Consider the following 20,439-nt stretch of genomic DNA (forward strand, 5'->3'; position numbering starts at 1 on the left):
GCTTGAACCGGCCGATCCATGCCTATCTAAGGCCGGCATGACTGAATTCTCACCGCGCGAAATCGTCTCCGAACTCGACCGCTTCATCGTCGGTCACCCCGAGGCCAAGAAGGCCGTGGCCGTGGCCCTGCGCAACCGCTGGCGCCGCCGCCGGGTGCCAGAGGCTCTGCGCGACGAGGTGACGCCCAAGAACATCCTGCTGATCGGCCCCACCGGGGTCGGCAAGACCGAGATCGCCCGACGCCTGGCGCGCCTGGCCCAGGCGCCGTTCCTGAAGGTGGAGGCCACCAAGTTCACCGAGGTCGGCTATGTCGGCCGCGACGTCGACCAGATCGTGCGCGATCTGGTGGAGATCTCGCTCTCCATGGTGCGCGAGAAGCGCCGCGCCGCCGTGCGCGCCAAGGCCGAGGCCGCCGCCGAGGAGCGCATCCTCGACGCCCTGACGGGGCCCGGCTCCACCGCCGCCCGCGAAAGCTTCCGCAAGAAGCTGCGCACTGGCGAGCTGGACGACAAGGAGGTGGAGCTGACCCTGGCCGACACCGGCGGCGGGCCGGGCATGTTCGAAATCCCCGGCCAGCCCAACATGGGCATGCTCAATCTCGGCGAGATGATGGGCAAGGCCTTCGGCGGCCGGACCAAGACCCACAAGACCACCGTCGCCGCAGCCCACGCGCCCTTGATCCAGGAAGAAAGCGACAAGCTGCTGGATCAGGAGGCCCTGACCCAGGAGGCCATCGAGCTGGCCGAGAACAACGGGATCGTCTTCCTCGACGAGATCGACAAGGTGGCCACCAGCCGCGAGCGCTCCGGCGGCGCCGATGTCTCCCGCGAGGGGGTGCAGCGCGACCTGCTGCCGCTGATCGAGGGCACCACCGTCTCCACCAAGCACGGGCCGGTGAAGACCGACCATGTGCTGTTCATCGCCTCGGGCGCCTTCCACGTGGCCAAGCCCTCGGACCTGCTGCCCGAACTGCAGGGCCGCCTGCCAATCCGCGTGGAGCTGAAGCCGCTCAGCCGCGACGACATGCGCCGCATCCTCACCGAGCCCGAGGCCAACCTGATCGTCCAGCACCAGGCCCTTCTGGCCACAGAGGGCGTGACCCTTACCTTCACGCCTGAGGCCATCGACGCCCTCGCCGACGCCGCCGTGGCGGTGAACAGCTCGGTGGAGAACATCGGCGCGCGCCGGCTGCAGACCATCCTGGAAAAGGTGCTGGAGGAGATCAGCTTCACCGCCTCGGACCGCTCGGGCGAAACGATCAGCATCGACGCGCCCTACGTGAAGGCCCACGTCGGCGACCTGGCCAAGGACGCCGACCTGTCGCGGTTCATCCTCTAGTCGCGAGCGGCGTCGAGGATCTGGCGCACCCGCTGCAGGGTTGGCAGCAGCTGTTGAAGGTCCGTCTCGGCGATGGACCCCAACAACTCGGCGAACACCGGGTCCAGGGCCGCGATCGCCGCGTCCCGTGCCGCGCAACCGGCGGCGGTGACGCTGACGCCCTTGCCGCGGCCATCGGTCGGGTCTGGCGCAATCGACACCAGGCCCTGGCTCTCCAGCCGCTTGAGGGTTCCGGTTATCGCGCCCCGGGTCACCTGCAGGGCGCTGGCGATCTGCGCCGGGGCGCGGCGCCCATGGTCAAGGCGGATCAGATGGTTCAGCACCGTGAAACCGGCCAGGGACAGACCCCGCGGCAGGACGCGCTCGAAAGCGGTTCGAGACAGGTGCTCGATGATCGCGATCTCGTTGAAGAATACGAAGACCGTCGGCGGCGCCAGGCTCATGGGCGGATATGGGCGGCGAGGCCGCGGCGCGGCGCGGGGCCGGCCGGCTTAGCCCGCCCGATCCGCACCAGCATCTGCAGGGGCGCCAACGGCGTCGCCCCCAGCGCCGACTGGGTGGCGGCGTAGAGCCCCGCCATCTGTGGAAACTCCTGCAGGGACATGCTCCAGGGATGCATCGAAAGCCCCTGGCCCGTCGCCGCCAATTGCGCGCGGACATAGGCCCGGCCCGCGGCGATCTGAGTGGTCCGGCTGTTGTCGCCGCCCTTGAGCCAGAAGAAGGCGGGGGTCGCCCTCAGCATGTCGCGCCACATGTCGGCGCCGCTTTTCGAGGCGAAGGAGTTGGCGTCGGCCAGGCTCTCGCGACTGATCAGCCCCAAGGCCTTCAGCCCCTCAATCATCGGGCCGTCCAGCGCGATGCCGTCCCGGTGCTGGGCGATCTCCGCGGCGCCGATGCGCATCAGCCGCACCGACTCCATGTGGGTGGCGGGGGTCGCTGTCTCCACCTCCCAGGCTTGCCAACCCAGATCGATCAGCCGCGCGCGGGCGCGGTCCTCCGTCACCGCGCCCGCCGCGAGGCCCGGACTCCTGGCGGCCGCGATCACGGCGGTCAGCTCCGCGGGGTTGGGCGGGGCGTCCATCTGGAAGGGCGCGCGGTTGGTGTGGCGATTGAGAATCTGGCCAAACAGCGGGTCGCGGGCGACGGCGGCGTCGGGGACCAGCCGGACCCGTGCGACCGGGCGGGCGTCCAGGGTGGGCTGCGGTTCGCCCTCCGGCCACAGCGCGATCTCGGCGCGATGCCCAGCCTCGGCCGCAGCCTGGCTCAGAAGTTCCAGGAACGCGCCGCAGCCCAGGGTGATCTGACGGTTGGGCGGATCGGTGAAGGGCAGCAGCCGGGCGGTGTCGGCGTAGAAGACGATCTCGTCAGCACCCACCAGGTCCACAAGCCAGGGCTGCCGGTTGTGGGGATTGGGGGCCAGAATTGCGTGGGCCAGGGCGAACCGCCGGGGATCGCGCTCGCCCAGACCCGGAGCTCGCCACGCAGCGGCGGGGTCGGTGGCGGAGGTCGCCGAGCAGCCGGCGGCGGTCAAGGGCGCGGCGGCGGCCAGCCAGTGCAGGATTCCACGGCGGGTGGGCATGGGCTGGCTCCGTTTCGTTGAGATCTCAACTATATAGTTTAGAGCTAAAGCTTCTGCAAGAGGCTCGATTAACCTCGGCGCGCCTTGTAGATCGCGTCTTCCAGGGCCCGGGCGAATTCGGCGCGTTCGGAGGGGCTGAGCGCCGCGGCCACCTGGGCCTCCTTGCCCGACAGCGCCAGGCGCAGATCGACGGCGTGGTCGTCCTCGGTGAGCAGGGTGACGCGGGTGAAGGCCGTGGGGCTTTCCCACATCAGCTTTCGCCAGTTGGGCGTCTCGCGGAACACCTGGACCCGCCGGTCGGTGACCAGGACGCGCTCGATCTGCTTGGCGGCGGCGAAGCTGGCCAGGAAGGCCACGACGATGGCGATCAGGTCCAACCCCAGGAACATCGGCACGAAATAGGCGCCCATGGAGATGAAGACCGCGGCCGAGGCGCAGTTCAGAACCGTCACCACCGTGATCAGCACCATGAACCCCCGCTGCGACAGGCTGCGGTTGGGGCGAATCTCGGCGTCCATGAAGACCAGATCATCCATGACCTCATCAACCTAGGCGATTTGCGGACCTGCAAACAGGCGCCACGTGCGCGGGCTCTTGGCGAAGCAGGCGCCGCCGGGCGATGGTCGGCCATGGCCAAAGCCCCGAAGCCCAGGAAGAAGCGCGTCAGTCCCGCCGAACAGGCCCGCGTGGAGGAAATCTTTCACCGTTTCCTGGCCCTCAGCGACGATCCGCGCACCGAGCTAAACTATGCCAGCCCCTATGAGCTGGTGACCGCCGTTGCCCTGTCGGCCCAGGCCACCGACGTCTCGGTGAACAAGGCCACGACCCGGCTGTTCGCCGTCGCCGACACCCCGCAGAAGATGCTGGCGCTCGGCGAAGAGGGCCTGATCCCTTTCATCGCCTCCATCGGCCTCTTCCGCACCAAGGCCAAGAACGTCATCGCCACGGCCGCGATCCTGATGGAACAGCACGGCGGCGAGGTGCCCCTGGAGCGCGAGGCCCTGATGGCCCTGCCGGGCGTGGGGCGGAAGACCGCCAGCGTGGTGCTCAACGAACTGCGCATCGAGCCGGCGATCGCCGTCGACACCCACGTCTTCCGGGTCTCCCACCGGCTGAAGCTGTCGGCGGGCAAGACTCCGGACCAGGTGGAGGCCGATCTGATGGCCATCGTGCCCGAGCCCTACCTGACCCGCGCCCACCACTGGCTGATCCTGCACGGCCGCTACACCTGCGTGGCGCGAAGGCCCAAGTGCGAGGACTGCCCCATCGACGACCTCTGCCCGTCGAAGAGCCTGTTCGTGGGGCGATGAGCGGTCGGTGGAACCGGTCTAGGGGTCGACCCTGACCGGGACCTCAAGGTCGCAGATCGAGAAGTCCGCACCCCTGGCGATGCGCGTCTGGCGCACCAGGGTGCGGAAGGCGGCGCTGTCCTGGCTGAGCATCGAGAGATGCGGCCGCTCCGCCGCCGGGATGTCGGCCGCCACCCGCACCTTCAGCATCAGGTCGGGCTTGGCCGGCGGTTCTCCCACCGCGATGACGCTGTTGACGTCCGACCCCACCACGATCCGGCCCCAGACCGCATAGTCGCGGTCCAGCCGTCGGCTCGATCCGCGCATGAAGAAGATCTCGCTGTTGCCGGTGTCCTCGCCCGCCTGCCGCCCCATCCCGGCGACGCCGGGGCAATAGGCGCCCCAGGCGCGGACCGTGCCGTCCTTTGAGCGCAGCGCTTCCTGACCCGACACGGTCTGGATCGGAACCGTCCCCAGGAACCCGACAGTGCCGTCCGTTGGCGCGGCCACCGCCCGGTAGCCGGCCATCTTCAGCTTGAAGGTCGCCTCCAGCGGCAGGTCAGGATGGCTGGAGGTTCCGCCGTCCTTGTTGTTGGGATTGCCGGTCTGGTTGACGAAGCCCTCGATGACCCGGTGGAACTGCAGGCCGTCATAGACGCCTTCGCGGGCCAGGAGCGTCACCCGGGCCACGCTTTGCGGCGCCATGGCCGGCGCCATCTCCACGATGATCCGGCCCCTGGTGGTGTCGATGACCAGCAGGTTTTCAGGATCAAGGGGGCGCCAGTCTGGCGCGGGGGCGGCGCCGAGCAGGCCAAACGCGAAAAGGGCGGCGGAGAGCTTACCGATCATGCGATCCAGTGAAGCTTCTCCGCCGCCCCTCGCCAAGCCGATCTTTTCAGACAGGCCCTAACTCAGAGGATTTTGGATCAGGTGATCCGCTTGACGCTGACCGGGTCGCTGCCGGGGAAACTCTCTTCCAGACCCTCGTCCAGCAGGGCTTCCTGACGGTCCTCGGCCTCGTGTTCCTTGTGCGCCAGCTGGTCGGGCTTTTCGCCTTCCTTCAGCGGCGCGACCTTACGGGCGTGCGGGACCTCGGCGTCCTTGATGCTCTGCTTGTCGCTGGCGGCGCGGTTGGCGTCCTTGGTCTTGTCTTGATTGAGAATGCCCATGTGCAGGTCCTCCGAACTGTTGGCGGATGGTCCGCCTTGGGCACCTAACGTGTGGGCGCGTCAGGAGTTGCCGCCCAACCTTGAGCATTGCGCAGGCGGTTTCCGCTGGCGTGCAGGCTGGTGGACCAGACTTCGCGCAGGGGAACCAGACTTTCCACCAGCCGCAATTCCACCCCGTGCGCCGCCATCATGGCCGGCAGATCGGTTAGAGTTTCGACGGCGAGGGGCGTGACGGCTTGGCGCGAGACCCACATGCCGGCGTCGTCCAGATCCTCGAAGGTCTCGGCGGACAACTCGTAGCGGTAAAGGCTTTCGCGGCTCAGCCGGTCGAACCACGCCCACTCCACATGGGCGATCATCCTTGCCGCGCTGGTCCCGAACCATCGGTCCCGATCCTGCGCGGTGGTGGCGGGCGTCGGCCACAGCAGGATGCGCGGGCAGTCGCGAGGGAAGAAGTAGAGCGGCTGGGTCGTCTCATCGATCGCCCAGACCAGCGGGCCGTTCAGCCAGTCGCGACCCGGCGGCCGCGTCGAGGGGACGAGGACCGGCCTGGGGACAAAGCAGGCGATGCCCGGATCGTCGCTGAAGTGAAAAAGCCGCATGCCATACCCTGTCTAAAGCCGTCACCGCGTTGCTCAAGCTTGTCTTTCCCTGTAGTCAGCGCGCCTACGTTTCCCCGGAAAGCCTCATGACCGAACTCTACGACGTCGCCGCCATCGGCAACGCCATCGTCGATGTGATCGCCCCGGCGACCGACGACTTCCTCTCGGCCAACGCGCTGGACAAGGGCGCGATGATGCTGATCGACGAAGCGCGCGGCGTGGAACTGTACGGCAAGATGGCGGCGGGCATCGAGGCTTCGGGCGGTTCGGCGGGCAACACGATCGCCGGCGTCGCCAGCTTCGGCGGCCGCGCGGCCTATCTGGGCAAGGTGGCCAAGGACCAGCTGGGCGATGTCTTCGCCCACGACATGCGCGCCATCGGCGCCCACTTCGACACCCCGCCGCTTACCGGCGGCCCGGCCACGGCCCGCTCGTTGATCAACGTCACCCCCGACGGCGAGCGCACCATGTGCACCTATCTGGGCGCCTCGACCGAGTTCGCCGCCGCTGACGTCGACGCCGCGGTGATCGAGGGCGCCAAGATCGTCTATCTCGAAGGCTACCTGTTCGACGCCGAGGCCGCCCGCCGCGCCTTCGCCAAGGCCGCCGGCCTGGCCCGGGGCGCCGGCCGCATGATGGCCATCACGCTCTCCGACGGCTTTGTGGTCGACCGCCATCGCGAGGCCCTGCTGGGCTTCATCGAGAGCCAGGTCGACCTGGTGTTCGCCAACGACACCGAGCTGATGGCGATGTTCCAGACCACCGATTTCGATGACGCCATGGCCCAGATGCGCGGCAAGGTGAAGATCGCCGCTGTCACCCGGGGCGCGGCCGGCTCCACCATCGCCGCGGCCGGGCAAACCTTCGACGTTCCGGCCTATGCCGTGGAAAAAGTCGTGGACACGACCGGCGCGGGCGACCAATACGCAGCCGGTTTCATGTTCGGTCTCGCCAAGGGCCGGCCGCTGAATGTCTGCGGCCAGCTCGGCTCGCTGGCGGCGTCGGAAGTGATCTCGCACTACGGCCCGCGCCCCCTGGTCAATCTGAAAGACCTGGCGGCGTCGAAAGGACTCTAAGCCCATGGCCCGCACAGCCGAAGTCGTCCGCAACACCAAGGAAACCCAGATCAGCGTCAGTGTCGATCTGGACGGGTCCGGCGTGTCCGATGTCCAGACCGGCATTGGCTTCTTCGACCATATGCTGGACGCCTTCACGCGATTCAGCGGGATCGACCTGAAGGTCCGCACCCAGGGCGACCTGCACATCGACTTCCACCATACGGTGGAGGACACCGGGATCGCGATCGGCCAGGCGATCCGGCAGGCGCTGGATGGCTTCAAGGGCATCTACCGCTTCGGCCACGCCTATGTCCCGATGGACGAAACCCTAACGCGCTGCGCCCTCGACCTCTGCAATCGCCCGTACCTGATCTGGAAGGTCGCGTTCAAGACCCCGAAGATCGGCGAGTTCGACACCGAGTTGTTCAAGGAATTCCACCACGCCTTCGCCATGAACCTGGGCGCCTGCGTGCACCTGGAAACCCTCTATGGCGACAACAGCCACCACATCGCCGAGAGCGGCTTCAAGGCTCTGGCGCGCGCGCTGCGGGCCGCCGTCGAGCTCGACCCCAAGACCCATGGTCACGCTCCGTCGACCAAGGGCGTCCTGTAGGATCTGATCCATGCAGACTGTCGCCCTGATCGACTACGGGTCGGGCAACCTTCGCTCGGCCGAAAAGGCCCTGCGCAAGGCCGCCGATGGCGCGAGCCAGATCGTTGTCACCTGTGATCCCGACATCGTGGCTGCCGCCGACCGCATCGTGCTGCCCGGCGTCGGGGCCTTCCTGGCCTGCATGACCGCGTTGTCGGAACGTCCCGGCCTGATCGAGGCGATGACCGAGGCGGTGCGCGCCAAGGGCCGCCCCTTCCTGGGCATCTGCGTCGGCATGCAGCTCTTGGCCACGCGGGGCCTGGAGTTCGGCGAGACCCGCGGCCTGGACTGGATCGGCGGCGATGTCCGCAAGATCGAGAGCCTCGATCCGGCCATCAAGATCCCGCACATGGGCTGGAACACCCTGGTCGGAGCCAGCGGCCCCGACATGATCGCCAAGATCGGCGATCAGCCCATGTACTTCACCCATTCCTTCGCCTTCTACCCGGACGACGAGAACGACGTCGCCGCCTGGGTCGATCACGGGGGACAATTCCCAGCAGCAGTCGCCAACGGCAACGTCGCGGGCGTACAGTTTCACCCTGAAAAGTCGCAGAGCGCCGGCCTTGCCCTGTTGGCGCGCTTCCTGGAGTGGCGACCTTGATCCTCTATCCCGCGATCGACCTGAAGGACGGCCAGTGCGTCCGCGTCCTGCACGGCGACCTGACCACCGCCACCGTTTTCAATTCCTCGCCCGCCGACCAGGCGCGGCAATTCGTGGAGTCCGGCTTCCACTGGGTCCACGTCGTCGACCTCAACGGCGCCGTGCAGGGCCGGGCGATCAATGAGAAGGCCGTCGAGGCGATCCTCGAGAGCGTCTCCATCCCTGTCCAGCTGGGGGGCGGCATCCGCTCCATGAAGGACATCGAGCGCTGGATCGAGGCCGGGGTCTCTCGCGTCATCCTCGGCACCATCGCCGTCACCGATCCGGAGATCGTCAAGGCCGCGGCCCGCGAATGGCCCGAGCAGATCGCCGTCAGCGTCGATGTGCGGGCCGGCAAGGTGGCGACGCAGGGCTGGACCGAGAGCTCGGACCTGGACGCCGTCACCGTCTCCAAGCGCTTCGAGGATGCCGGCGTCGGCGCCCTGATCATCACCGACATCGACCGCGACGGCACGGTGATGGGCTTCAATGTCGAGGCCTTCGGGGCCATCGCCGACGCCGTCAACATCCCGGTCATCGCCGCCGGCGGCCTGGCCAGCGTCGACGACATCGTCCGCCTGCGGGCCCGCAAGGGCGTGCCGATCGCCGGCGCCGTCCTGGGCCGGGCCCTCTACAACGGCGCCATCACGCCGTCAGAGGCCCTGAAGGTCGCCGCCTGATGCTCAAGGTTCGCGTCATCCCCTGCCTGGACGTCAAGGACGGCCGCGTGGTGAAGGGCGTGAACTTCGTGGCCCTGCGCGACGCCGGCGATCCGGTCGAACAGGCCACGGCCTATGATGCGGCCGGCGCCGACGAGCTGATGTTCCTGGACATCACCGCTAGCCACGAGCGGCGCGGCGCCATCCTCGACGTCATCGCCCGCACCGCCGATGTCTGCTTCATGCCGCTGTCGGTGGGGGGCGGCATCCGCCAGGTGGAGGACGCCCGCCGGCTGCTGCTGGCCGGGGCCGACAAGATTTCCGTCAACACCGCCGCGGTGGAGAACCGCGACCTGATCAGCGCCTGCGCCGACGCCTTCGGGTCCCAGGCCGTGGTGGTGGCCATCGACGCCAAGCACGGCACGGCGCGCGCGGGCTCCGGCGGCCGCAATGACGGCTGGGAGGTCTATACCTATGGCGGCCGCACCGCGACGGGGCTGGACGTGGTGGAATACGCCGTCGAGGCCGTGAAGCGTGGCGCGGGCGAGATCCTGCTGACCTCCATGGACCGCGACGGCGCCAAGACCGGCTACGATATCGACCTGCTGGCCGCCATCACCGGCGCGGTGAACGTGCCGGTGATCGCCTCGGGCGGCGCGGGCAGCGCGGCCCACATGGTCGAGGCGGTGACCAAGGGGGGCGCGGACGCCGTCCTGGCCGCCTCGATCTTCCATTTCGGGGAAGTCTCCATCGGCCAGGTCAAGCGGGCCATGGCCGACGCCCACATTCCTGTTCGCCTGACGGAGGCTGTCGCATGAGCCGCTTTTCCGAGACGATGGAGCGGCTGGCCGCCACCATCGAACAGCGAAAGGGCGCGAGTCCTGAAAGCTCCTACACCGCCAAGCTGCTGGCCGACGGCGTCGAGCGCGCCGCCAAGAAGCTGGGCGAAGAGGCCGTCGAGGTGGTGATCGCCGCCGTCCAGAAGGACCGCGACGGCCTGGCCGCCGAGAGCGCCGACCTGATGTATCACTTCCTGGTGGTGCTGGCCGCGTCGGGGGTCAGCCTGGACGACGTGGCGACCTGGCTGGAAAGCCGAGAGGGCCGCTCGGGCCTGGAAGAAAAGGCCTGGCGCCACAAGTCCGAGACCTAAACCGAATAAGCCCGCATGAAGCGGTGGGCGGCCTTGGCGGCGATGTCGTCGATCTGGTTCTCCGTCAGGCCCCGGTCCACTCCCAGCAGATCGGCCAGCTGGTAGGTGCCCACCACCATGCCGCCGAAGAACTCCGCCGCCATGGCCGCATCGTCCACCGCCAGGCGGCCGTCGGCGGTCTCCTTGGCCAGGAAGGCGGCCAGGCGCAGGCGCGAGGCCTTGGGCCCGGCCTCGAAGACGGCGCGGGCCACGTCCGGCGCGTCGGCTGCTCCCTGGATATAGAGCCGCATCATGGCCGTCGCCCGGGGGCTGACAATGGCCTGCAGCATGGTGCGCGCGAAGCCGGCCAGGGCCTCTTCCGGGTGCTCGTCGGCCCCGGGGGTCTCCAGGGACGCGGTGATGTCGGCGACGCGGCGGTCCACCAGGGCGCGGATCAGCTCGGCCTTGGACCCGTAGTGGTTATAAATTGTCTGTTTGGAGACCCCGGCGCGGCGGGCCACCTCCTCCATGGAGGCCGACAGGCCCCGTTCGCCGAGCACCGCGATGGCGGCGTCGAGGATGGCTTCCCCCTTGGCCAGGTCGATCTGTCCGGCCAGCCTGGGCATCAGTGACCGCCGCCGCCGGGGGGCTGGACCGGCACGGCGGGCGCCGGCCTGGCCAGGAGGGCGAGGCCCACGGCCACGGCGCAGCCGGCGGTCAGGAACATGAAGACGTCGGCGAAGGCCATCACCAGGGCCTGACGCCGCAGCATCATCCCCATCAGCTTGCGCATCCCGCCGTCGGGATCGAGCGCGCCGGAGGCCTGCATCATCCCCGACAGCTGGGTCATCATGCCCTGGGCCTCCAGGCTGCTGCTGTTGAGCGACGCCGACAGCTCGCCAAGGTGCACGGCGCTCTGGTGGGCCAGGATGGTGGTCACCATGGCCAGGCCCACGGCGCCGCCAACGTTGCGGATCAGGTTCAGCAGCCCAGACCCGTCCTTCATCATGCTGAGCGGCAGGGTGGAGATGCTCATCTGGGAGGCGGCGATCATGCCGATCATGGCGCCCAGGCCCCGGCAGACCTGCAGCACCAGGAACTCGTTGAAGCCCCAGTCGGCGCCCACATGCAGGCCTTGACCGAGGCCGATCCCCACCAGGGAAAAGCCCACCACCAGGCCGATCCGCAGGTCCATGGTGCGGATCAGCCGCCCGGCGATGGGCGCGGCCAGGAACATGGTGAGCCCGGAGACCAGCATGGTGGTCCCCACCTGCGCCGGCGAGAAGCCGCGCACCTGGGCCAGATAGAGCGGCAGGACGAAGGTGCCGGAATAGAGGCTCATGCCGGAGACGAAGTTCATCACCGTGCCGAGCGCGAAGTTGCGGTCGGTGAACGGAGCCAGTGAGACGATCGGCTGTCGATAGGTGAGCTGCCGCCAGGCGAAGGCGACGCCGGCCAGCAGGGCCAGCACGCTGAGCCAGAGGATCTTGCCCTCCTTCAGCCAGCCGTCCCCGGCGCCTTCCTCCAGCACGTACTGCATGGAGAGCAGGAAGACCGCCATCAGGGCCAGGCCGATCCAGTCGATGCCCTTGGACAGGCTGGGATCGCCCTTGTCGAAATTGACGTAGCGGCTGACCAGGAACAGCGAGAGCAGGCCCGGAATGACGTTGATGTAGAACAGCCAGCGCCAGCCCAGCGCCTCGGTCAGGTGGCCGCCGATGGTAGGCCCGACGGTGGGGGCCAGGGTGACGATCAGGCCCACCACCACATTGGCCGTCACCCGGCGCTCGGGCGGGAAGACGGTCATGGCCGAGGCGAAGACCTGGGGGATCATGGCCCCGCCCGCCAGGCCCTGCAGGGCGCGGGTGACGATCATCATCTCGAAGGTGGTCGACAGGCCCGTGAGGATAGAGGCGACGATGAAGGTGGCCACCGCGGCCATGAAGAAGGGCCGGGTGCCCCACATCTTCGAGAAATAGGCGGTCAGCGGGATCATCACCACCTCGGCCAGCAGGTAGATGGTCTGCACCCAGCTGATCTCGTCGGAGCTGGCGCCGACCCCGGCCTGGATCTGCGACAGGGACGAGGCGACGATCTGCACGTCGAGCACGGCCATGAACTGGCCGATGACCATGCCGCCAAAGCCCAGGAAGACCTTCAGCCAGTCGATCTCGCCGGCCTGGATGAGATGGCCGCCGGGCGGGGCCTGGGTGAGGGTGGCGTCGGCCACGGCGAGCGCCTAGACCCTTTCCGGATCAGGTTGAATCAACCTGACCGGACAAAAAGGGTCTATCTCCTTGAAGTTAGAGCATGTCCGGGCGGCGAACCGGTTCCCGCTTGCGCCTGACATGCTCTAGCGCGCGATGCCGCGGCGGGCGAGCTCGGCCTGGGGCCCGGCGTCGGCGAAGCCCTGGCCCGAGCGGCCGCGTACATCGACCTTCACCTCCACCGACAGGCCGGGCCGCAGGGCGCCGGCCAGGGGCTCCTTCGGATCGACGGCGATCTTCACCGGCAGGCGCTGGGCGATCTTGGTGAAGTTGCCCACGGCGTTCTCCACCGGGATCAGGGCGAATTCCGAGCCGGTGGCCGGGGCGAACGAGTCGATGTGGCCCTTGATGGTCTGCTTGCCGAAGGCGTCGGCCCGGATCTCCACCGGCTGGCCGATGCGCAGGCGTGAGACCTGGGTCTCCTTGAAATTGGCCACCACATAGGCCTGGCCCAGGGGCACGACGCTCATCAGGGTCGATCCCGGGCGGACATACTGGCCCGGCCGCACGGCGCGGGCCCCCACGACGCCCGCCACGGGCGCGCGGATCTCGGTGCGGGAGACATCGATGCGGGCGGAGTCGACAGCGGCGTGGGCGGCCTGGGCCTGGGCGAAGGTCTGGGCGCGGGCGGAACCCAGGGATTGGGCGGTCTGGCGCTCGGCCTCCAGGGTGGCCTGGGCCTGGGCGACTCCGGCCGCGGCGGCGCCGGCGGCGGCCCTGGCCGACTGGGCCCGCTGCGGCGAGGCCCAGCCCTGCTTGGCCAGCACGCCATAGCGGTCGAGCTCGGCGGCGGCCATCTGGGCCTGGGCATGGGCGGAATCCACGCCGGCGGCCTTCTGGGCGATCATGGCGGTCTCCAGGGCCGACCTGTCGTCGACCCCGCGCACGGCGGCGTCGAGGGCCGCAGCATTGGCTATGGCCTGGGCGAGCTTGGCCTGGGAGGTGGCGGCGTCCAGCCGCACCACGACCTGGCCGGCGGCGACCCGCTGGTTGTCGCTCACCAGGACCTGCGCGACATAGCCGTCCACCTGCGGGGCGACCACCACCTTGTCGGCGGCGATGAAGGCGTTGTCGGTGGCCTCATAGCGCTGTTTGTTGGTCCACCAGAATGCGCCGCCGATGATCAGGGCCAGGGCGACGACGCCCCCGACCAGGATTGGAACGCGTCTGTTGCCCGGCACGCCCGCCATTCGTTCATTCCCCAACCCGCGGGCGCGCAAAACTAGACCCGAGCGTCCAGGAAACAGCGTTCGACGGGGCGCGGCAATGGATAAAATGGACGCAGCCGTCCAAAAATCATCCAGAGCCGGCCGGGGCTGGACGCCAAGCCCGCTTCGTCGGCATATCGCGACATGAGCGAGACCTACGACGCCGATGTCATCATCGCCGGGGCCGGCATGGCCGGGGCGACCCTGGCGCTGGCCCTGAAACAGGGCGGCCTGACCCCGATCTTGATCGACCCGATCATCTTCGACGCCCAGCTGGCGCCCACCTTCGACGGGCGCTCCTCGGCGGTTGCCTTCGCCAGCTTCCGCCAGTGGCGCACCCTGGGCCTGGCCGCCGACATCGAGCCCCACGCCCAGCGGATCGAGCAGATCCTGGTGACCGACGGCCGCAGTCCGGGGGCCTCGGCGGGTAATCCTTCACCGTTCTACCTGCGTTTCGATAGCGCCGAGATCGCCGACCGCTCCGACGGCGAGCCCCTGGGCTACCTGCTGGAGAACCGCCGGTCACGGGCGGCCCTGGCCAAGGCGATCGCCAAGGCGGGGATCACAGTGCTGGCGCCGGCCCGGGTCGCCTCGGTGGACTTCGAGCCGAACTGCGCCCGGGTCACTCTGGAGGACGGCCGCGTCCTGACCGCCCCCCTGGTGGTGGGCGCCGAGGGCCGCAATTCGGTGGTCCGCGCCGCGGCCAAGATCAACGCCATCGGCTGGGACTATCCGCAGACCGGCGTGGTCGCGACGGTGAAACTTTCACGGCCTCACGAGGGCGTGGCCCACGAATTCTTCCTGCCGGGCGGCCCCTTCGCCATCCTGCCGCTCACCGACGACCGCGCCAGCCTGGTGTGGACGGAGACCACGGCCAAGGCCGCGGCGCTTAAGACCGCCCGGCCTGAAATCTTTCACGCCCATATGCAGCGCCGGTTCGGCGCCTTCCTGGGGGAAGCGAACGTCGAGGGGCCGGTCTTCACCTACCCCCTGTCATTGCAGCTGGCCGAACGGCTCTGCGCGCCGCGCGTGGCCCTGCTCGGCGACGCCGCCCACGGCATCCACCCCATCGCCGGCCAAGGGCTGAACCTGGGCCTGAAGGGCGCCGCGGCCCTGGCCGAAGTGCTGGTGGACGCCTCGCGGCTGGGCGAGGACATCGGCTCGGAGCTGGTGCTGCAGCGTTATGCCCGCTGGCGCAGCTTCGACAACACCATGCTGGCGGCGGCCACCGACGTCTTCGTGCGGCTGTTCTCGAACGACAATCCCCTGCTGCGCCTGGTGCGCGGGGCCGGCATGTCGGTGGTCAACCGTATTGGCCCCGCCCGCCGCTTCTTCATGCACGATGCGGGCGGAGCCTCCGGCGACCTGCCCCGGCTGCTGCGGGGCGAGGCGCTTTAGAGCCTGTTCCGATAAGTGGGAACCGGTTATCGGATCGAAACAGGCTCTAACATTTTGAATAAGAGCCCTTTTTATCCCCTTTGGACGAGTCCGTCTAAAGGGAAAGGGCTCTAGCCCGGCCTCCGCGCCGCGAAGTTCAGGATGCCGTCATTCGGCTTGGGCGTGCGTCCGGGCCGGTAGTTGGCGGCGACCTCGATATCGGTGAAACCCGCGACGGCCAGCGCCATCTCGAACTCCTTCCAGCCCCAGACACGGTAGGCGAACAGCTCCAGCTGGCTGTCGATCAGCCGGCCGTCCCGCCAGCGTTCATAGGTGTCGTGGTTGACCCGGCGCTGGCCGATGGGGTCGGTCACCACGCGCTCGGACCGCATCCGCAGCAAATCGCCATTGACCGCCGTCCAGGCCCGCACGCCGCTCGGGGCCTCGAAGAAGCTCAGGGGCGGCAGGTCCACCAGCAGCAGGCCGCCGGGCGCCAGGGCCTCGCGGAACCGCCTCAGCACCGCCAGGGCGTCTGCAAAGTCGTCCACCAGCGTGAAGGAGCTGGTGGGGACGATGACGGCCGTGAAGGCTCGGTCGAGGGCGAAGTCCTGAAACCGCGCCTGGGTCAGCTTCGGGGTCAGGCCACGCGTCTCGGCATTGCGGCGGCAGACCGCCAGCATGTCGGGGGAGTGGTCGAAGCCGGTGACGTCCAGCCCGGCTTCCAGCAGGGGAACGTAGAGCCGGCCCGTGCCGACCCCGGCCTCGAGGACCGGGCCGTCCAATTCCTTCAGGCGGCCTGAATAGTAGGGGATGTCGAACAGTGACCCGACAGGCTTGTCCAGGTCGTAGATCTCCGCGCAGAGGCTTCCGTAGCGGTTGAGAGTTTCAGTCATGATGTCTCGTCGTCGCGAGGTGTCGGGCATGCGCCGGGCCCCGAGAAGGGCGGCCGGGCGCTACGAAAACCTGCGGAGGTCGCATGGGCGCCTAGGCGCGCAGGACAGTCCGCTTGGACGAACGAGCCTTCATGAAACCGCTCCCTGATCGCCATCGAGGTCGGAACGGTGCGCGGGGTCTGGGCGCCTGTCAATTGCGCCAACCCGCCGGCCTGGGTATCGGAAGGCCAGGGGAGGACGATCATGACCGCGGGGCGCATCCACGTCGTCGGGGCCTCGGGCTCGGGGACCACCACCCTCGGCGCGGCCCTGGCCCAGGCGATGGGCGTGCCGCATCAGGATAGCGACCACTTCTTCTGGCTGCCCACCGATCCGCCCTTCACCACCCAGCGGTCGCAGGAGGAGCGGGTGGCGATGCTGAAGGCCGCCCTGCCGGCCGACGAAAGCTGGGTGATCTCCGGCTCCCTGCTCTCCTGGGGGCGGGAGGTTGAGGATCGGTTCGACCTGATTGTCTTCCTCTACCTCGACCCCGAGATCCGCATGGCCCGCAGCATCGCCCGGGAACAGGCCCGATTTGGCGCCCGGATCGCGCCCGGCGGCGACATGCACGAGGCCCACCAGACGTTCATGACCTGGTCGCGGGGCTATGACGACGGCTCCACCGGCGGCCGCAGTCTGGCCAGCCATAGGGCGTGGCTTTCGACCGTGGCCTGTCCGGTGTTGGAAATCAGGGATGCGCCGAGCGTGGAGGCGAGCGTCGCGCGGGTCTTGGCCGCCACCTGACCGGGTCCGGACAAGACTTCAGGTGTCGTGCGTCAAAAGGTCGCTCTATTCTGGGCAGGTGCGCTGCGGTGCGGCTCAGAGCGCGCAACGCCAAGGGGCGCCCTGTTGGTTTGATAAACCACTGGTTTTCAAGGCATCGTGCGAGCGTTTGCACGCCAGTCTACCTGACAGCGGGCGCGGGCGCCTCAAAATCAGGCAAGCAGAAGCAGGAAAAGCCTCCCGGCGATATACTCGTATCGGGTAGGATTACTGACCGCACCGAGGCTCAAGACCTTGCGTTAACCCGTTCTAAACCGTGATTTTGCTCTGGATGCCTGACACAGGATCCGCCGCGCTGACTCGCGCCAGGGATCGCAGAGGCAGCGACATGAAGTTCCTCGATCACTGGAAGATTTCGACAAAAATCCTTTGCGCGCTGCTGGTGGTCTCGATCGCCTTCGCAGCCTCGGCGGCCTTCAGCAGCCTGGAGATGCTGAAGACCGAGAAGGCCTATGAGGCCCTCACCCAGCACAGCGCGCCGTCCGCCCTGGAGATCGCGCGGGCCAACCGCCGGATCAACCAGATCGGCTATGCCGGCTACCGCACCATCGCCTATGACGGCGCCAGCGCCGAGGCCCAGGAGGCCAAGGCCGCCTACGAGGAGTCCGTGACCAAGCTGCGGGACAATCTCGACAAGGCCGCCAAGTTGAAACCCGAGGACGCCGCCAAGATCGCGGAGTTCAGCACCCGCGCCGAAGAGATCATCACCGAGGGCGGCAAGGCCGTGGAGCTCGGCGTGCAGAACCAGGCGGAGGCCGGCAACGCGGTCCTGCGGGCGCTGGATCCCAAGATCGCCGCCCTTACCAAGGACCTGCGGGCCTTCAATGAGACCAGTTCCGCCGCGGACGCTCAGACCACGGCGAAGCTCTCCGCCGCCAATAGGAGGACGCTGACCACGAATATCGTGATGGCGGTCATCGGCATCGGGGCCGGCTTGGGGCTCGGCGTCTGGATCGCCAACGGCAAGATCTCGGTTCCCCTCAACCGCCTGGCCGAGCGCATGGGCCGTCTGGCCGGCGGCGACCTGGAGGTCGACGTCGACGGCCAGGACCGCGGCGACGAGGTGGGGCTGATGGCCAAGGCCGTGCAGGTGTTCAAGGACAATGGCCTGCGGGCGCGCGCCTTGGAGACCGAGGCCACCGAGCTGCGGTCCGCCGCCGAGGGTGAGCGGGTCATGACCGAGGCCGAACGCAAGAAGGTGGAGGCCGAACAAGCCATGGTGGTCTCCACCCTGGCCGCCAACCTGGGCCGCCTGGCCCAGGGGGACCTGACCTCGCGCATCGAGGCCGACTTCACCGGCCAGTACCTGCAGATCAAGACCGACTTCAACGCCGCCGTCGAAAGCCTGGAGCAGGCCATGGCGGCCATCACCACCGCCACCGACGGCATCAAGGGCGGCTCCGACGAGATCGCCACGGCGTCGGACGACCTGTCGCGCCGCACCGAGCAGCAGGCCGCCAGCCTGGAGGAGACCGCCGCGGCCCTGGACCAGATCACCGCCACGGTGCGCCGCAGCGCCGAGGGCGCGAAACTGGCCTCGTCGGCCGCCGCCACCGCCCGCAGTGACGCCGCCCGTTCCGGCGAGGTGGTCACTGAGGCCGTCTCGGCCATGGGCGAGATCGAGGAAAGCTCGGGTCAGATCACCCAGATCATCAGCGTCATCGACGAGATCGCCTTCCAGACCAACCTCCTGGCGCTGAACGCCGGGGTCGAGGCGGCCCGGGCCGGGGACGCCGGCAAGGGCTTTGCGGTGGTCGCCTCCGAGGTTCGCGCCCTGGCCCAGCGCTCCGCCGAGGCCGCCAAGGAGATCAAGACCCTGATCGCCGCCTCCTCCTCCCAGGTGGAGCGAGGGGTCAGGCTGGTGGGCGAGACCGGCGAGGCCCTGACCGCCATCGTCAGCCGGGTGACCGAGATCGACGGCCTGATCTCCGAGATCGCCCTGTCCTCCCAGGAGCAGGCCACCGGCCTGGCCGAGGTCAACACCGCCGTCAACCAGATGGACCAGGTGACCCAGCAGAACGCCGCCATGGTGGAGCAGGCCACCGCCGCAGCCTCCAGCCTCCGCTCGGAGGCTGACGACCTCAACCGGCTTGTGGCGCGCTTCCAGACCGGCAAGCCCACTGTGAGGGCCGCGTCCCGACCGGTGGTCGCCCAGCCCGGCCGCCACGCGCCCGCCGCCAATCCGGTGGCCCGCGCCCAGGGCCGCCTGGCGGCGGCCATGGCGCCGGCGCCCTCGGCCAATGAATGGGAAGAGTTCTGAAGGAGGCCCTGGCGTCCTGCGGGCGCTGATCTCTTGCGAGATCGGCGGCCTGTCCTGCTGACCCGATCACGGGGGTGAGGTCAGGGTGAGGCGCCAAGGTTGATTTGCCTGTTCCCGGCCCGGCACGGGGAGCCAAACAATGCCGGAGAAAGAGTCGTTCATGCTTCACTGTATCGGATATTTGAGCACCTCGCGGGAGCTGCTCACCACGCTCGCGGTCACCGCCCTGGTCGCCCAGGCGTCGCACGCCAACAAGACGCGCCAGGTGACGGGCATGCTCTGCTACCACGATGGCACATTCCTGCAGTTCATCGAGGGCGCGCGGTCGTCCCTCGACGAGTTGATGGGCAAGATCCGAAGGGATGAGCGCCACACCGGAATCATCCAGGTCCACGACAAGCCCATTGAGGCGCGGCTGTTTCCGCAATGGAGCATGTCTCTGGTGCGCACCAGCAGGCTGAATCCCGCGCAGCTGGCGGGGTTTCAGGACCTCCGAACCCTTGACGTCAGAGCCCCCGGCGCGCCGAGCCACGCGGCCAGGGTCGCCGATTTCCTTGAACCCTTCCGCCTCTGGCTGCGGTAGGGCCGCCCCCCAGTGAATTGGACCTAATCGGCGATCTCGCGCGCCTCTTCCGGCAGCATGATCGGCACGCCGTCGCGGATCGGATAGGCCAGGTTGGCGGACTTGGAGACCAGTTCGGCCTTTTCGCGGTCATAGGTCAGCGGCCCGTGGGTCACCGGACAGACCAGAATTTCCAGCAGGCGCGGATCGATGTCGACGGTGAGGGCGGGGAGAGGCTGCGTCATGGGCGCCATCCCTACTGCATGGAATGGCCGGCGTCATCGCCGTCATCCAGGGCGTCGATCTCCAGCAGGGTGGTGAGCGCGTCCACCCGCTCGACCAGCGTGGGGCATTCCAGCAGCGCCTGCTTCTCCAGGGGCTCGAAGGGCAGGCCCATGGCCAGGCTGGTGACCAGGCTCTCCAGGGGCGCGGTCTCGGCGGTGTCCCAGTCGATGTCGAGCTCGCGACGGTTCAGGTACTTCTTCAGGGCCGCGGCGAAGCGCTTGCGGTCGAATTCATCGGGATCGACCTCCTCGTCGGCCAGGTCCCCGAAGAAGGGGGCGAAGCTGGTGCGCACCTGGCGATAGGGGGTCTTCACCGCCAGCTCCTCGCCCGCCTCGAACCGGCAGACCCCGGTCAGCGTAATCAGATAGGTGCCGTCCGAGGTCTCGTTGAAGCTGGTGATGCGGCCCGCGCAGCCGACGTGGGCGAGGTTCGGCCGCGCCCGCTCGCCGCCGGCCCGGGTCTGGACCATGCCGATCATGCGGTCGCCCGCCATCACGTCATCGATCAGGTTCAGGTAGCGCGGCTCGAAGATGCGCAAGGGCAGGTCGCCGCCGGGCAGCAGCAGGGCGCCGTCCAGCGGAAAGACCGGGATCACCTGCGGCAGGTCGCTGGGGCTCTGATAGCCGCCGGGTATGGCCCGCTCGCC

General features: G+C 68.4%; 24 protein-coding genes. 12 read left to right on the plus strand and 12 right to left on the minus strand.

What is annotated here, in order from left to right:
• Positions 1–37: 37 nt before the first annotated feature.
• Positions 38–1,339, plus strand: a complete 1,302-nt coding sequence (gene hslU, locus JKL49_RS00880) for an ATP-dependent protease ATPase subunit HslU (RefSeq protein ID WP_215337540.1) — start codon at positions 38–40, stop codon at positions 1,337–1,339.
• On the opposite strand, the gene JKL49_RS00885 is transcribed toward hslU, so the two are convergent.
• The 3 genes from JKL49_RS00885 to JKL49_RS00895 form a co-directional block, all read right to left on the minus strand.
• Positions 1,336–1,782, minus strand: coding sequence for a MarR family winged helix-turn-helix transcriptional regulator (locus tag JKL49_RS00885; protein ID WP_215337542.1), 447 nt, complete (start codon positions 1,780–1,782; stop codon positions 1,336–1,338). The two genes, hslU and JKL49_RS00885, sit on opposite strands and share 4 nt — an antisense overlap.
• A complete protein-coding gene (locus JKL49_RS00890) occupies positions 1,779–2,918 on the minus strand; it encodes an Acg family FMN-binding oxidoreductase (protein ID WP_215337545.1) in 1,140 nt (379 codons plus the stop codon). Before JKL49_RS00890 ends, JKL49_RS00885 begins: the two co-directional genes overlap by 4 nt.
• Positions 2,919–2,986: 68 nt before the next feature.
• Entirely contained in the window at positions 2,987–3,454 is a 468-nt protein-coding gene (locus tag JKL49_RS00895; RefSeq protein ID WP_215337547.1) for a DUF2244 domain-containing protein, read from the minus strand.
• 93 nt (positions 3,455–3,547) lie between these two features.
• Here JKL49_RS00895 and nth point away from each other — a divergent pair, with 93 nt between their 5' ends.
• A complete protein-coding gene (gene nth, locus JKL49_RS00900) occupies positions 3,548–4,228 on the plus strand; it encodes an endonuclease III (protein WP_215337549.1) in 681 nt (226 codons plus the stop codon).
• An 18-nt stretch (positions 4,229–4,246) separates the two neighbouring features.
• On the opposite strand, the gene JKL49_RS00905 is transcribed toward nth, so the two are convergent.
• The 3 genes from JKL49_RS00905 to JKL49_RS00915 all read right to left on the minus strand — a co-directional run bounded on the left by JKL49_RS00905 (position 4,247) and on the right by JKL49_RS00915 (position 5,978).
• On the minus strand, positions 4,247–5,056 hold the full coding sequence (locus JKL49_RS00905) for a peptidylprolyl isomerase (protein ID WP_215337552.1): 810 nt from the start codon (positions 5,054–5,056) through the stop codon (positions 4,247–4,249).
• A gap of 77 nt (positions 5,057–5,133) precedes the next feature.
• Positions 5,134–5,376: a hypothetical protein gene (locus tag JKL49_RS00910; RefSeq protein WP_215906446.1), complete on the minus strand. Its 243-nt coding sequence runs from the start codon at positions 5,374–5,376 to the stop codon at positions 5,134–5,136.
• 44 nt (positions 5,377–5,420) lie between these two features.
• Complete coding sequence (locus JKL49_RS00915; protein ID WP_215337561.1) at positions 5,421–5,978, minus strand: DUF6886 family protein; 558 nt, start codon at positions 5,976–5,978, stop codon at positions 5,421–5,423.
• 86 nt (positions 5,979–6,064) lie between these two features.
• Here JKL49_RS00915 and JKL49_RS00920 point away from each other — a divergent pair, with 86 nt between their 5' ends.
• The 6 genes from JKL49_RS00920 to JKL49_RS00945 are packed head-to-tail and all read left to right on the plus strand — an operon-like array spanning position 6,065 to position 10,140.
• Positions 6,065–7,054, plus strand: a complete 990-nt coding sequence (locus tag JKL49_RS00920) for an adenosine kinase (RefSeq protein ID WP_215337563.1) — start codon at positions 6,065–6,067, stop codon at positions 7,052–7,054.
• 4 nt (positions 7,055–7,058) lie between these two features.
• A complete protein-coding gene (gene hisB / locus JKL49_RS00925; RefSeq protein WP_215337565.1) occupies positions 7,059–7,649 on the plus strand; it encodes an imidazoleglycerol-phosphate dehydratase HisB in 591 nt (196 codons plus the stop codon).
• Positions 7,650–7,659: 10 nt separating this feature from the next.
• Positions 7,660–8,292: an imidazole glycerol phosphate synthase subunit HisH gene (hisH, locus tag JKL49_RS00930; RefSeq protein WP_215337567.1), complete on the plus strand. Its 633-nt coding sequence runs from the start codon at positions 7,660–7,662 to the stop codon at positions 8,290–8,292.
• Positions 8,289–9,011 (plus strand): 1-(5-phosphoribosyl)-5-[(5-phosphoribosylamino)methylideneamino]imidazole-4-carboxamide isomerase, encoded by a 723-nt coding sequence (hisA, locus tag JKL49_RS00935; RefSeq protein ID WP_215906447.1) that lies wholly within the window; start codon positions 8,289–8,291, stop codon positions 9,009–9,011. Before hisH ends, hisA begins: the two co-directional genes overlap by 4 nt.
• On the plus strand, positions 9,011–9,808 hold the full coding sequence (gene hisF / locus JKL49_RS00940) for an imidazole glycerol phosphate synthase subunit HisF (protein WP_215337571.1): 798 nt from the start codon (positions 9,011–9,013) through the stop codon (positions 9,806–9,808). The genes hisA and hisF overlap by 1 nt, the downstream gene beginning before the upstream one ends.
• Complete coding sequence (locus tag JKL49_RS00945) at positions 9,805–10,140, plus strand: phosphoribosyl-ATP diphosphatase (RefSeq protein ID WP_215337573.1); 336 nt, start codon at positions 9,805–9,807, stop codon at positions 10,138–10,140. Before hisF ends, JKL49_RS00945 begins: the two co-directional genes overlap by 4 nt.
• On the opposite strand, the gene JKL49_RS00950 is transcribed toward JKL49_RS00945, so the two are convergent.
• From JKL49_RS00950 to JKL49_RS00960, 3 genes are all read right to left on the minus strand, one after another.
• Complete coding sequence (locus tag JKL49_RS00950; RefSeq protein ID WP_215337575.1) at positions 10,137–10,745, minus strand: TetR/AcrR family transcriptional regulator; 609 nt, start codon at positions 10,743–10,745, stop codon at positions 10,137–10,139. The genes JKL49_RS00945 and JKL49_RS00950 overlap by 4 nt on opposite strands.
• A complete protein-coding gene (locus JKL49_RS00955; protein WP_347340339.1) occupies positions 10,745–12,349 on the minus strand; it encodes a DHA2 family efflux MFS transporter permease subunit in 1,605 nt (534 codons plus the stop codon). The genes JKL49_RS00950 and JKL49_RS00955 overlap by 1 nt, the downstream gene beginning before the upstream one ends.
• Before the next feature lie 123 nt (positions 12,350–12,472).
• Positions 12,473–13,576, minus strand: a complete 1,104-nt coding sequence (locus JKL49_RS00960) for an HlyD family secretion protein (protein WP_215337577.1) — start codon at positions 13,574–13,576, stop codon at positions 12,473–12,475.
• A 162-nt stretch (positions 13,577–13,738) separates the two neighbouring features.
• On the opposite strand from JKL49_RS00960, the gene JKL49_RS00965 reads away from it, so the two are divergent.
• The gene (locus JKL49_RS00965) at positions 13,739–14,992 is read left to right on the plus strand and encodes a UbiH/UbiF/VisC/COQ6 family ubiquinone biosynthesis hydroxylase (RefSeq protein WP_215337579.1); all 1,254 of its coding nucleotides are present in this window, start codon (positions 13,739–13,741) and stop codon (positions 14,990–14,992) included.
• Positions 14,993–15,102: 110 nt separating this feature from the next.
• Here JKL49_RS00965 and JKL49_RS00970 read toward each other — a convergent pair whose 3' ends face one another.
• Entirely contained in the window at positions 15,103–15,864 is a 762-nt protein-coding gene (locus tag JKL49_RS00970; protein WP_215337581.1) for a class I SAM-dependent methyltransferase, read from the minus strand.
• A 243-nt stretch (positions 15,865–16,107) separates the two neighbouring features.
• Here JKL49_RS00970 and JKL49_RS00975 point away from each other — a divergent pair, with 243 nt between their 5' ends.
• The 3 genes from JKL49_RS00975 to JKL49_RS00985 all read left to right on the plus strand — a co-directional run bounded on the left by JKL49_RS00975 (position 16,108) and on the right by JKL49_RS00985 (position 19,529).
• Complete coding sequence (locus JKL49_RS00975; RefSeq protein ID WP_215337583.1) at positions 16,108–16,647, plus strand: P-loop NTPase family protein; 540 nt, start codon at positions 16,108–16,110, stop codon at positions 16,645–16,647.
• A 367-nt stretch (positions 16,648–17,014) separates the two neighbouring features.
• Positions 17,015–18,946, plus strand: coding sequence for a methyl-accepting chemotaxis protein (locus tag JKL49_RS00980; RefSeq protein ID WP_215337584.1), 1,932 nt, complete (start codon positions 17,015–17,017; stop codon positions 18,944–18,946).
• A 139-nt stretch (positions 18,947–19,085) separates the two neighbouring features.
• Entirely contained in the window at positions 19,086–19,529 is a 444-nt protein-coding gene (locus tag JKL49_RS00985) for a BLUF domain-containing protein (protein ID WP_215337586.1), read from the plus strand.
• Positions 19,530–19,552: 23 nt separating this feature from the next.
• On the opposite strand, the gene JKL49_RS00990 is transcribed toward JKL49_RS00985, so the two are convergent.
• Positions 19,553–19,753 carry a Trm112 family protein gene (locus tag JKL49_RS00990; RefSeq protein WP_215337588.1) on the minus strand — a complete coding sequence of 67 codons (201 nt, stop codon included), beginning with the start codon at positions 19,751–19,753 and terminating at the stop codon, positions 19,553–19,555.
• An 11-nt stretch (positions 19,754–19,764) separates the two neighbouring features.
• Positions 19,765–20,427, minus strand: a complete 663-nt coding sequence (locus JKL49_RS00995) for an LON peptidase substrate-binding domain-containing protein (RefSeq protein ID WP_430700829.1) — start codon at positions 20,425–20,427, stop codon at positions 19,765–19,767.
• Between the last annotated feature and the right edge of the window lie 12 nt (positions 20,428–20,439).

The organism is Phenylobacterium glaciei (assembly GCF_016772415.1).
Classification (GTDB): domain Bacteria; phylum Pseudomonadota; class Alphaproteobacteria; order Caulobacterales; family Caulobacteraceae; genus Phenylobacterium; species Phenylobacterium glaciei.